This is a genomic window from uncultured Ruminococcus sp., assembly GCF_947301925.1.
Classification (GTDB): domain Bacteria; phylum Bacillota; class Clostridia; order Oscillospirales; family Ruminococcaceae; genus Ruminococcus.
On the sequence record NZ_CAMYUE010000001.1, the window covers coordinates 302589 to 315499 of the forward strand.

A 12911-nucleotide genomic window follows, 5' to 3' on the forward strand; every position below is an offset into this window, starting at 1 on the left:
AGCTGCTTATCTTCATTGTTACAGTAAAGACGGCTGCTGATATTTTAAACCGCCTGTTTTCATGTCGGAGAGCTTATTGACTTTTTGTCCGATCGCGTGGTATAATACAAAAAAAGCCTAAAGGAGAAGAATAATGAGCAATAACCACTCTGACGATATACAGGGTTTCAGTCTTCTTGCTCCCGATGATTCCGACAGCTATTTTTGTTTGAGTGCCAATACGCGCAACGATCTTTCTATCGACTACATCACTGAGGCTGTATCAGCAAATTCATCGGAAAAGGAAGCAATAAGGCGGATCCTTCTGAAAATGCCAACCGACAACAGGATAATAAGCTACCGCAATGCAGTTTACTCCGAGCTCAGGGAGGAACCTGACCTTTGCGAAAAGCTGTATGAAATATTTGACACAATGCGTTTTTATACCAGCGACAGTCCTTCTCATATAGATAAAAACTCAACTATCTGGGAGCTGCTTACCCGACTGAAATCACTTGAAAATTATACCCGTTCCATTCTTCAGGTAAAAGAACTGATAGCAGATCGCGAATTCAGATCGGAAGGACTGAGGAGATTTGCCGCTCAGATAACGGAGATCTACAATAACAGCGGTTTTGATGAGCTGTCTAAGGATATTTCCGTTATAAGCGACGAAATAAATAATGTTAAGAGCATGACTCTGGGAGTCAACTTCAACAGGGATTTTTATCCGGAAGAAGTCGGTATAATATCGCTGAATAAATTCTGGTTCAGTGAACAGAGTATGCTGAAGCGCTTTCTGAAATATCACAGAAAAGATCAGATCAACGATAAGGATCTCATGGCTTTTTCTATGGAAATGCCGGAGGATAATATGGCTGAAATGCTCAATAAATATGAGAGGAAATACCGCGGCGCTGCAAAGCAGCCTTCTGCAAATCCTCTTATGAACAACCTTAACAGTATTATAGAGCGTATGCTGCCGTCCGTTACTGCCAAGATAAAAAGAGTTCTTCATAAATATATCGACGCCAGCGGCCGTGCCCTTTTTACTCTTGCAGACGAGCTTTTATTCTATCTGCGCTTCATAGAGCTTGAAAGAAAGCTTACCGCAACAGGCGTCCCTTGCTGCTGTGGAAAAGCTTCCGATTCGGATACGTTCATAAAGGACTTCTACAATGTCAAGCTTGCCATTTGCAGGCTAAAAGGCGAAATAAACGACGATATTATATGTAACGATATCGAATTCACCACTGACAAGACGGTTTGGATACTTACAGGTCCCAACCGCGGCGGAAAGACTATACTCACACAAGGGATAGGGCTTGCCTTTCTTCTGTATCAGAGCGGCCTGTTCACTCCTGCCTCATCGGCAGATATACGCCTTTGTGACGGGATATATACTCATTTCCCTGTTGATGAAGAACGCACCGTATCTCTTGGTCGTCTCGGTGAAGAATCGGAACGCTTCAATGTCATATGCAAGACTGCTGGTTCAGACAGTCTCCTGCTGTTCAACGAATCATTCGCAACCACAAGCCATACCGAATCGCTGTATATAGCGGAGGACGTTCTTAAATTCCTTTGCTGTAAGGGAATACGCACCTGCTTTAATACACATATGCACGAACTCGCCGAAAACGCCGGAAAAATCTCTGATGGTGAAAACTGCCAATGCAAGGCGGTAAGCGTTGTAATGGAAAGCGATAACGGCGAACGTTCTTACCGCATATCCTTCAAAAAGCCCGACGGTAAGAGCTATGCTCATGATATTGCTTATAAATACGGTATCACGTTTGAGCAGCTTATGGGCAATACATAAGAATAGATCAGGCAGATCTACAGTTGATCCGCCTGATCTTTTTTAATTTGAGTTTTATTCAACAGTAACGCTCTTGGCGAGATTTCTCGGCTTGTCAACGTCATAGCCCTTGGCTACAGATACATAGTATCCCAGGAGCTGAAGCGGTATAACAGAGAGACTGCCTGCAAAATGTGCGTCAGTCTGAGGAATGTATACAGTAAAGTCTGCAAGATCCTCCATGCTGTAGTTGCCGTATGTGGTAAGACCCATAAGTGAAGCACCGCGGCTCTTTACCTCAACCATGTTGCTGACTGTTTTTTCGTAAAGCTCCTGCTGGGTAAGGACGCCGATAACAGGTATGCCTTCCTCAATAAGGCTTATCGGACCATGCTTGAGCTCGCCTGCTGCATATGCTTCTGAATGGATATAGCTGATCTCCTTCATCTTGAGGCTTCCCTCGAGACCGATAGCATAATCAATGCCGCGGCCGATGAAGAAAGCGTCTTTAGCGCCTGCAAGCTTATTTGCATACCACTGGATACGCTCCTTGTCCTCGAGGATCTTCTCGATCTTCTCGGGAATGGTGTAAAGCTCCTCAAGAAGCTCCGCGCATTTTTCCTCGGTCATTTCTCCGCGTGCAACAGCAAACTGCATTGCAAGAAGATAACCGGCAATAAGCTGTGTGCTGTATGCCTTGGTTGTAGCAACCGATATTTCGGGACCAGCGAGAGTGTAGAATACATTGTCTGCCTCACGGGCAATGGATGAGCCTACAACATTAACGATACCAAGAGTCTTTATGCCCTTGTCCTTTGCCTCTCTGAGAGCAGCAAGGCTGTCAGCAGTTTCGCCTGACTGGCTGATAATAATAACAAGACTGTCCTTTACAAGAGTCATTTTTCTGTATCTGAACTCGGAAGCAAGCTCAACTCTTACAGGTATTGAGGTAAAGTCCTCGATAACATACTGAACCGCCATACCTACATGGTATGCACTTCCGCAGGCAACGATATATATCTGGCTGATCTTCTGCATCTCCTCGTCGGTGAGACCGATATCGGAGAAATTGATCTTTCCGTCCTTGACAACGGAATGGATGGTATCCTTTACGACCTTGGGCTGCTCATGGATCTCCTTGAGCATGAAGTGCTCATAGCCGCCTTTTTCGGCAGCCTCGGCATCCCATTTGATCTCTGTGAGTTCCTTCTCAATCTCCTCACGATCAATGTTATAGAAAGTAACTCCGCCCTTAACAAGCTTTGCTATCTCCATATTGCCGATATAATAAACATTTCTGGTATATTTAAGGATAGCAGGAACATCAGAAGCAACGTAGGTCTCGCCGTCTGTGATACCGATGATCATGGGGCTGTCCTTACGTGCTGTGTAGATCTCGCCTGCATAGTCCTTGAACATTACGCAGAGAGCATAAGAACCTCTTATACGGATCATAGCTCTTGCAATAGAGTCTACAGGACCGAGATTATACTTCTTATAGTAGTAATCAATGAGCTTGACAGCAACTTCCGTATCGGTCTGTGAATTAAAAGAATAACCGCTCTTTGAGAGCTTTTCGCGAAGCTCCTGATAATTCTCGATGATTCCGTTATGAACAGCAATGACATTTTCGTCGTCGCTGCTGTGAGGATGAGCATTGAGTGCGGAGGGCTCTCCGTGTGTTGCCCAACGGGTGTGGCCTATACCGCAGCTACCCTTAACAGCGTCGCCGTTATTGGTCATTTCCTTGAGCACCTTGAGTTTGCCCTTAGCCTTTACGATCTCCGTGTCCTTTTCACCGTCACGAACCGCAATTCCTGCCGAATCATATCCTCTGTATTCCAGCTTTGAAAGACCGTCAAGCAGTATGGGAGCTGCCTGCTTGCTTCCTGTAAAGCCGACTATTCCGCACATAATCTGTTCCTCCAAGTATAATTTATGATTTCAGTTCCAACCTATAGATACGGCAGATATATTCCACCATATTACATCTATTATACTACAATAAAGCTTTTTTGTCAACCGGATTATTTCCTTGTATTGATGTTATGGGGAGGAGCTGCATTAGTTCTTGCAACAGGGCTTCTCTCGGTCTTTTCACCGAGGTATGTATCCTGATTCAGCCTGAGCTTCAGACTGTTCTCCTTACGATAATCAGCTGCACCTGTTTTCTTGTGTACCGACTTCATGCTTGATCTCATTATCGATACGCCGATAAGTCCTGCAACAAGGCCGATTATAAGACATATAATAAAAGATCTTACGGGATTATATGTTCTTTCAACTGCTCTGTCATCGTATGAGCTGCTGTGATGACTGTCCTGAACATAATCATATGCATCATCAAGATCTTCCCAGTCTGAAGCTGCATCGTCGTCGCCTATATACTCAAAATCATAATCTGCCGCTGCTGTAATACCTATCGGACTTTTTTCTGACGCTGTTCCGAGAGCGACAGGGACTGCGAAAAAAAGAAGCAATGAAGCAGCCGAAGCAGCTAATTTCCTTATATTCATCTTTTTCCTCCTTAAAGTCCGAGTATAAACGAGATCACAAAGCAGGCAGCGGTTACTCCGGCAGCAATGGCACAGAACCATTTGGCTGCTGCTCCCGAATCCACGGGAAGATCACCGACGAATTTGCCTGTCTGACCGTTCATAGCAAATGTGTATTTATTGCCGTTCCATGTGGTATTCAGAAGCCAGACGGGATATAGTGCATATTTCGCCTTGGCGTTTTTCAGCTTTATGCTTGAGTTTTCTCTTGTAAATGATGTATAGCCTGTAACTGTGCTGTCGAATACCTGCTGCGTAGTCTGTTTTATGCGCTCGTTGGCACGGTCTATGCTTTGCTCGGCAGTAACATCATATCTGTCGGCAAGGTATCCCGAAAGATAGGCAGTCTGGAACTCCACCGCGCCGTTGAAATCAAAGGGCTCGATGGATTCCATAAGCTCATCCTGCATTTTGGTCGAGCCATCAACGGGAACAAGCTCAAACTCAACATTTCCCTCACGCTGAACGGAATAAAACTTTCTTTCTACATAGTTGAAGCTGTTATCGCTCCATCTTCTTGTCTTCTCGCCCTTATAAAGCATTTTTGCGTCAGCTTCCGCGTCAAAAAGCCAAACAGGGACATATACTCCCTTTATCTCGTCGATGTGATTCTGATCCTTGAAAACCTTCGGAAGCAGCTTCCTGCCCTCTATATGCTTGTTGAGAGCCTTTTTTGCAGCCTCTTTATCGAATTTGAAGGGAATGATGTAATCAGGCTTGAGGTCGCCTGAGAAATTGCCTGACATTACAACGGGATTGTCACAGTAAGGGCACTTTGAAGCGGACGTTGTCGAGTCGGTTATTATCTCGCCGCCGCAGGACTTGCAGGTATATATCCTCATGCCCTCAGTCTCGCCCTCTTTCCAGTCGTTTCCCGCCGCCGAATCCCACTTCATCTCATCGGGCTGCGAATTTTCCAGATTACTGTCGTGATCTTTCAGTGATTCCACATCAAAGACAGACTCGCAAAACGGGCATTTCATCTTCTGCTCGCTGCTGTTGAACTCAAGCTTACCTGCACAGGCAGGGCACTTATATTCTATTATTTCGGACATTCATTTCACCTCTGTATAACAGTATATACCTTTTGTCACGATCTTTCCGCCGCAGGACGGAAACGAATAGACACGGAGTTCTTTCATTCGATACTCCCATAATCCGAAACAGGCGGACGCTAAGGTCCGCCCGTTATGTATTATTTTACTTTACGATATCATCATCAGTGAAAGGATCGCCGCACTCAGCGCAGAACTTAGGAGGATTGAACGGATCCTCAGGCTCCCAGCCGCACTTGTCGCATCTGTAAAGAGGTGCGCCCTCGGGCTTCTTCTTTCCACACTCCGAGCAGAACTTACCCTTGTTTACAGCACCGCACTCACAGGTCCAGCCGTCAGCTGTAAGCTGTACTGGCTTGGGCTTGCCGCAGGAAGAACAGAACTTTCCTGTATTGGTCTCGCCGCATTCACACTTCCATGCGTTAGCTGCGGGAGCGCCGCCTGAAGGAGGTGTAGGCTGAACAGGCTGCTGAGGCTGATTCTGCTGAGTCATACCAAAGAGTCCCTGTGCATTGGCACCGCCCATCTGCTGAGCCATACCCATACCGAAGAGACCCATTGCGGCACCGTTGGGGTTATTGGCAGCATTCTGCATAGCCTGAGCCTGTGCTTCAACGAGTGTAGCGGCAGCATTGCCGGGATCACGGTTCCATGCTCTGTCCTCAAACTCCTGGATCCTCTTTGTATCTTCTTCGGAGATAGTTGCGGAGTTGATATTTACTGTCCAGATCTTGAGACCTCTCTTTTCATTCCAGATAGGATTGACCTCTGTCTCGATAGCAGCCTTAACTTCACGCTGTCTGCCGGGAAGCTCGTCATATCTGATGCCTGATGCAGAGATAGCTGCAAAAGCAGGCTGAAGTGAATCGAGGAACTCGCTTCTGAGCTGATTATCCAGCTCTGAACGCATATAGCGGTCTGTTACGTTTCCGCAGACATTTACATAGAAAAGTACAGGATCAGCGATCTTGTATGAATATATACCGTTGCAGCGAACGCCGACAGTAAAGCTTCTGCCGAGGTCCTGATATGCCATTCTGAAAGGAACGGGATTCTGTGTGCCGAACTTATTGTCGAGGATCTCCTTCATATTGAAGAAATAAACTCTCTGATCCTTGGCAGCTGTTCCGCCGTACTTGATACGCTCCCACATTTCCTTGAATGTAGCTTTGAGTCCTGCGCCGAAGGAGCTTGAGAAAATACTTGGTGCAGTACCTGTCTCATATTTGTACACACCGGGTTCAGTAGCGATCTCGGTTACAACGCCCTGATCTACCATGATCATAGCCTGACCTTCATGTACAACGATTCCGCTTCCGTCAGAGATAACGTTATCGTTTCCCTTTGTGTTGGAAGAATTCTTTCCCAGATGCTTCTTTCCTCTGACAACGAGGCAATCTGCAGGAATAGATTCGCAAACGAAGAATTCCAGCCATGTATCAGCGAGTGTCTGACTTGCTCCGACGAGAGCTGCCTTGATAAGTCCCATAGTTTTAACTCCTTTCGGGAAATGATCCCTAAAAAATATTATTTAGCGGAAAACAGAGGTTTCCCGTTGTTTTTCTGCCAGTATTTCACTAACATAATTGAATTATAACATATTTTAAAGAAAAATGCACTACCCTTTTGTCAATTTTTTATGCCTTCGGATATATTTTTATTATTTAACAATATTATTCCCAGTCCTTCCATACTTCGGGGCAGTAACCGATGGTGACTTTCTTGCCGTTTCTTACAACGGGAGTGCGAATAAGCTTAGGATTTTCGAGTATCTTTTCTTCCTTGTCCTCATCTGAAAGATAGTTTATGATGGCCAGAAGGTCCTTATCCTTGCACGATGTATCAATAAGAGCATCCATGCCGCCTACCGCCTGCTTAACGTTGTTGAATTCGCCGCGGCTCATTCCCTTTTCCTTCATATCAATGAACTGATACTTTATACCGCGCTCCTTGAAGTATCTTTCTGCTTTTTTGCTGTCAAAGCACTTTTTTGTGCCGAATATCTGTATATTCATGTTCATTCCTCCTCAGCGAAGGCGATATCCATAGTTTCCGCCGATTTCACAAGCTTAAAGGAGATACTGTGCAGATCAAGTCCGTTCTGAGCAAAATACAGCCTTATGGACGAGAATTTCGAGAACAGCGGCATTTCGCTGCTGAATGACACAGGCTTGCCGTCCGTACCGTTCCATGTAAATGTACCGCTTGCAGTTCCCATTGAGAAAATGGTGATCGGTATCTGAGCCAGCGAGCTCTGAGTCGAGGAAGCTGTTATAGTTACATTATATAATCCGGGATTATTGATGACGAGGGCAAATGAATAATTCCTGCCCTTTTCGCTTTTTACACCCGACAGATCAAGTGTGAACTCCTTGTCAACGTCGTAGAATACAACGGGTTCATCGTCAATTCCGTCACCGTCGGGGCGGTTTATGATCTCTACTGTATCCTCACAGCCTGTAATGCGCTTCATGGCGTGAGTGTCAAGGAGCATACCGAGCACATTTGCTGCATTTCTCTGGAGCTCACCTCTTGTGAGCTGCCCGGAGCTGAGTGCAGCAGTTATCTTCTCATCAACACAGGAACTGTCCGCACAGACCATATATACGTCATTCTGCGCCATTGCCATAGGAACATAGCTGCTTCTTTCGGGAGCTTCCCCGCGGAAATTGACATTTGCCCACCAGTCCGTCATGGTGAATCCGTCAAATCCCCATTCATTTCGTAGAATAACGGTATTAAGGTCATAGCTGCCTGCTGTCCAGAGCCCGTTGACGGAACCGTAGGTGGTCATTACAGTCTTTGCATTGCCTTCCTTCACAGCCATCTCAAAGCCTTTAAGGTATATCTCGCGCAGTGCTCTTTCCGAAACTACCGAATCAAGAAAATGGCGGTTAGTCTCCTGATTGTTTGCGCAGAAATGCTTTATTGTACCTGTAACGCCTGCGCTGTGAAGTCCTTTGAGCTCTGCCGAAGCCATTTTACCTGTAAGGAAAGGATCCTCGGAAAAATACTCAAAGTTTCTGCCGTTAAGAGGATGACGATGTATATTCATACCCGGACCGAGAAGACAATCTACCTTGTTAGCCACCATTTCAATGCCGACAAGACCGAAAAGCTCCCGGGCAAGTTCTTTATTGAATGTCGAAGCGATAAGCGTTCCGTTGGGAAGGCTGAAGGCCTTTGTTCCGCAGTCAAGGCGCATTCCCGAGGGGCCGTCGGAGCAGCAGCCTGCGGGTATGCCGAACCCTACAAGTTCGTCGGATACACCGCCGAACGCAGAAGCAGTACCCGCTGTAACACGGGGGCTGCCCATTCCTTCGCCTCTGATGATACATGAGAGATCATGGTCTGAGAGCTGAGCAATAAACTCTTCCATTGTATTTTTTCCGTTTTTTACATCAGCCAGCTTTATGCCCTTGTCGCCTGTGTAAGCTGTCTCTGCGGGGAGTTTCTCGCTCCTGCGTTTTTTCTCGTCAATCCTGTTCAACGGAGCCTTTTCCATGACATAGGTTGTGCCTTTATCTGATGAAACAGCCTTTATCCTGTCAAATTCCACAACGGGAGCAAGCGCCTGAGAGCACTGTTCGATAATCCTGTCGTTTTCCACCTCATAAGTGCATTGTATACTGCAATTCCTTACGCTGTTTCCGACATGAAAGATATATTTTCCTTTTTCAAGCACCCAGCAGTTTCTTCCCTCACTGTCATCATATGAAGCTATATCTCTGTGAGAGACCTTTATTTTCAGCGATTGTGACTCATCAGGAGCAAGCTCCTTTGTTTTTTCAAATCCGCAAAGTACTCTCTTTGCCTTACCGAGTATGCCCTGCGGAGCTTCGCAGTATACCTGAACGACTTCTTTCCCTTTGAATTTGCCTGTATTTGTAACTCTGACACTTATTATAGTTTCATCTTCAGTACTTTTTACGCCTTCCAGCTCAATATCAAATGTAGTATATGACAGTCCGAAACCGAAAGGATAACGGACCTTATCCTTTGCAAAAGTTTCAAACCAGCGGTAACCCACAAAAATATCCTCTGTATACATATCCTGATCTTTATTGCCGAAATACGGATCAGATGGATAATCAGTGACATTATATGCGATAGTATCCGGAAGTTTGCCCGAGGGGCTGACTTTTCCAGTAAGTACATCGGCAATTCCCGTACCGCCTGTCATTCCGCCCTGCCACACATACAGCAGAGCGTCGGGATAACAGTCCTCGATCTCGTTCAGATCAATAAGACCTCCCACATTAAGGAGAACGATCACCCGACCGAAGTATTTTCTAACCTTACGGAGCATATCAGCTTCGGTATCGGTAAGAAGATAAGAACCGGCCTCCACACGGGCGTCCTGTTCCTCTCCTGCTGTCCTTCCGATTATAACTATAGCTGTTCCGCTTAATGAAGCAGCTTTTTCAACAACTTCATCACTGACAGGCATTTCCTTCTGCGACCAGGGCTCACCGCCCCAGCCGCTTCCCTGATCAAAGGGATTTTCCTCGTCCCAGCGGCGGTATATGTCAAGTAGCTCTTCATTTATCTTTACACCTGCATCAATAAGGCCGTCAAGTATTCCTGTGACCTTGGAGACATTAACCATTCCGCCCGAACCTGTACCGCTTTTATAATAATGAAGTTGTATGCGGCCGAAAACAGAGATCATTTCGTTTTTGTCCAGCGGAAGTGTATTATTGTCGTTTTTCAGCATAACTATACCTTCGGATACAGTCTGTGCTGCTTTTTCAAGATATTTATTCCAGTCAAGTATTATTTTCATATCATATTCCTCCTCTACAGGGTATTATGAATATATTATATCAAATCGCCTCCGTTATTGCAAGTGTTTTGTGTAAATTAACAGAAAAATAAAAAACGGCGGAGCATAAGCTCCGCCATTTAATATGTATCATTAACCAAAATATCTCTTGAGAAGTCCCTCAAATGCCTTGCCGTGACGAGCCTCATCTTTTGCCATTTCATGAACTGTATCATGGATAGCGTCAAGGTTGAGCTCCTTGGCTCTCTTTGCAAGCTTGAGCTTGCCCTCTGTAGCACCGTGCTCGGCAGCAACTCTCTTTTCAAGGTTCTCCTTTGTGGAAGAAGAAAGAACCTCACCGAGAAGCTCTGCAAACTTGGCAGCGTGCTCAGCCTCCTCAAAAGCAGCCTTTTCCCAGTAAGCACCTATTTCCGCATAGCCTTCACGATAAGCAACTCTTGCCATTGCAAGGTACATACCGACCTCTGTACATTCGCCGCTGAAATTAGCTCTGAGTCCGTCCAGAATCTCCTGATCCGTTACAGCCTTTGCAACTCCGAGCTCGTGCTCGCAGGCAAAAACAAGCTTCTCGCCTGCTTCCTTTTCGATAAACTTAGATCCGGGAACTCCGCACTGAGGGCACTTCTCAGGCGGTGCATCTCCTTCGTGAACATATCCGCATACGGGACATACATACTTTTTCATGATTGAATACCTCCGTTTTTTGATAATATCTGAGTCCGTACAGTCAGAAATATCCTCCTGCATCAGACTGTCATACTGAATGCTTTACTCTATCGTGTTCCTCAGCTCGTTTTCCGTTGTTGAAACGATCAAGTGTACCGACAAGATAGCCTGTGATCCTTCTGATCCTGTCAAAAGGGATATCCTTTGCAAAATCATACTGGAGATCAACGTAGTCTCCGTCAGTCTTAACAGTCATACCGATGATCTCACGGTCGCTGTATTTTTGTCTGCCGTAGTCGATGTATGCGTCGATCTCATTCTGAGAAAGCTGCTCGCCAATTACATTTACTTTCATGATGATTGACCTCCAATTAGAATAGTATTGACTTTTGTCTGAATATATTGTATCATAAAGAATGTGAAAAATCTGTTGCATATGCAACACAGGAGGAGTTTTTTATGTTACCCGAGAATAACATATTGTTCAAAGGCATAGATGAAAGCGACTGCCGTCGCATGATAAGCTGCTTTAATGCGGATATAAAGAAGTTCAAGTCAGGCAGCAGGATAATGGACTACTCCGATAATCCCGATAAGCTCGGCATTGTTCTCTGCGGTACGGCGGTTATGGTAAGATATGATATAAACGGAGTGCGTTCTATAATGGAATCTCTGGAGGAGCAGAGTGTTTTCGGCGTTTACTTCACATTTACTGCCTCACAGAGAAGCGGTATTGAGATCATGGCAGAGACAGACTGCGAGATCATGTTTGTAAGACGCTCCGAAATAACCAAAAGATGTGAAAATGCTTGTCAGTGCCACTCAAAAGTCGTTGAAAACTTACTTGAACTTATGTCTGAAAAAGCAATTTCGCTCAATGAAAGGATAGAGGTCCTCAGCCAGCGTTCCATAGAGGAAAAGCTTATAAGCTGCCTGCGTATAATAGAGGAAAAGACTCCCGACGGAAAATCTCCTCAGATACCGTTTTCAACTACAGCGCTGTCCGATTACCTCTGCGTCAACCGAAGTGCTTTACAGCGAGAGATAACCAGACTGAAAAAATCAGGAATCCTCACTATTTCAAAAAGGAAATTCAAGCTTATAAGATATCATGACGCCGATAATTGACACATCAGCTCAGATGTGATATAATGAAGTTTGTATTTTAACTGAAAGGAACATAATACATATGATCTGGGAGATAATCAAAACAATAATACTCGGAATAGTTGAAGGTATAACCGAGTGGCTTCCCATTAGCAGCACAGGACATCTTATTCTTGTAGGAGAGTTCCTTGATCTCGATAAATCCGACGAATTCAAGGAAATGTTCGATGTTGTGATTCAGCTCGGCGCAATTCTTGCGGTAGTCGTTATATTCTGGAAGAAGCTGTGGCCCTTCGGCAAAAAGAACAATGCTCATCCGCTGAACAAATCGCCTTTTGGACAGATGATAAAGAAGGATATATTCATCATGTGGTTCAAGGTCCTTGTTGCCTGTCTTCCCGCAGCAGTCATAGGCCTTATTCTTGATGACTGGATAGACGAACATCTCTACAACCCGTGGACTGTTGCAATTGCACTTATAGTATTCGGTATGGCATTTATTATCGTTGAAAACTGGAACAAGGGCAAAAAGCCCAAGATCAACACCATTGCGGAGCTCACGTTCAATACGGCTTTCATTATCGGTGTATTCCAGCTTATCGCAGCTATATTCCCGGGCACCTCACGTTCAGGCGCAACAATAGTAGGCGCTCTTATTATAGGAGTATCAAGGACTGTTGCTGCTGAATTCACATTCTATCTTGCTGTCCCCGTTATGTTCGGTGCAAGTCTGCTGAAGCTGGTAAAGTTCGGCTTTGACTTCACAGGCAGCGAGCTTGCAGTTCTGCTGACAGGCATGGTTGTTGCCTTCCTTGTATCGATCTTTGTTATAAAATTTCTTATGGATTACATCAAAAAGCATGATTTCAAGGTGTTCGGCTGGTACAGGATAGTGCTTGGCGTTCTTGTACTTATATACTTTGGCGTAAAAGCAGCAATAAAATAGCAAAAAGCAGCTCTAT

The 12911-nt window shown here is 45.2% G+C and carries 11 protein-coding genes; 3 read left to right on the forward strand and 8 right to left on the reverse strand.

Annotated elements, in window-relative coordinates:
* Positions 1-133: 133 nt before the first annotated feature.
* Positions 134-1801 (forward strand): MutS-related protein, encoded by a 1668-nt coding sequence (locus tag Q0Y65_RS01450; protein WP_297955939.1) that lies wholly within the window; start codon positions 134-136, stop codon positions 1799-1801.
* Positions 1802-1855: 54 nt separating this feature from the next.
* Here Q0Y65_RS01450 and glmS read toward each other — a convergent pair whose 3' ends face one another.
* The 8 genes from glmS to nrdD all read right to left on the reverse strand — a co-directional run bounded on the left by glmS (position 1856) and on the right by nrdD (position 11197).
* The gene (gene glmS / locus Q0Y65_RS01455) at positions 1856-3694 is read right to left on the reverse strand and encodes a glutamine--fructose-6-phosphate transaminase (isomerizing) (protein WP_297955942.1); all 1839 of its coding nucleotides are present in this window, start codon (positions 3692-3694) and stop codon (positions 1856-1858) included.
* Between the two features lie 113 nt (positions 3695-3807).
* Positions 3808-4296 (reverse strand): hypothetical protein, encoded by a 489-nt coding sequence (locus tag Q0Y65_RS01460; RefSeq protein ID WP_297955944.1) that lies wholly within the window; start codon positions 4294-4296, stop codon positions 3808-3810.
* Between the two features lie 11 nt (positions 4297-4307).
* Positions 4308-5390 (reverse strand): hypothetical protein, encoded by a 1083-nt coding sequence (locus Q0Y65_RS01465; RefSeq protein WP_297955947.1) that lies wholly within the window; start codon positions 5388-5390, stop codon positions 4308-4310.
* Between the two features lie 145 nt (positions 5391-5535).
* Complete coding sequence (locus Q0Y65_RS01470; protein WP_297955950.1) at positions 5536-6879, reverse strand: SPFH domain-containing protein; 1344 nt, start codon at positions 6877-6879, stop codon at positions 5536-5538.
* Between the two features lie 184 nt (positions 6880-7063).
* Positions 7064-7405 (reverse strand): arsenate reductase family protein, encoded by a 342-nt coding sequence (locus tag Q0Y65_RS01475; protein ID WP_297955953.1) that lies wholly within the window; start codon positions 7403-7405, stop codon positions 7064-7066.
* A 2-nt stretch (positions 7406-7407) separates the two neighbouring features.
* Positions 7408-10176: a glycoside hydrolase family 3 C-terminal domain-containing protein gene (locus Q0Y65_RS01480; protein WP_297955956.1), complete on the reverse strand. Its 2769-nt coding sequence runs from the start codon at positions 10174-10176 to the stop codon at positions 7408-7410.
* 132 nt (positions 10177-10308) lie between these two features.
* Positions 10309-10860, reverse strand: a complete 552-nt coding sequence (locus Q0Y65_RS01485) for an NADH peroxidase (RefSeq protein WP_297955959.1) — start codon at positions 10858-10860, stop codon at positions 10309-10311.
* A gap of 70 nt (positions 10861-10930) precedes the next feature.
* Positions 10931-11197, reverse strand: coding sequence for an anaerobic ribonucleoside-triphosphate reductase (gene nrdD / locus Q0Y65_RS01490; protein WP_297955961.1), 267 nt, complete (start codon positions 11195-11197; stop codon positions 10931-10933).
* Positions 11198-11301: 104 nt separating this feature from the next.
* Between nrdD and Q0Y65_RS01495 the strand changes: the two genes are divergently transcribed.
* Both Q0Y65_RS01495 and Q0Y65_RS01500 read left to right on the forward strand, forming a co-directional pair.
* Complete coding sequence (locus Q0Y65_RS01495) at positions 11302-11970, forward strand: Crp/Fnr family transcriptional regulator (protein ID WP_297955964.1); 669 nt, start codon at positions 11302-11304, stop codon at positions 11968-11970.
* 61 nt (positions 11971-12031) lie between these two features.
* A complete protein-coding gene (locus Q0Y65_RS01500) occupies positions 12032-12895 on the forward strand; it encodes an undecaprenyl-diphosphate phosphatase (protein WP_297955966.1) in 864 nt (287 codons plus the stop codon).
* Positions 12896-12911: the final 16 nt, after the last annotated feature.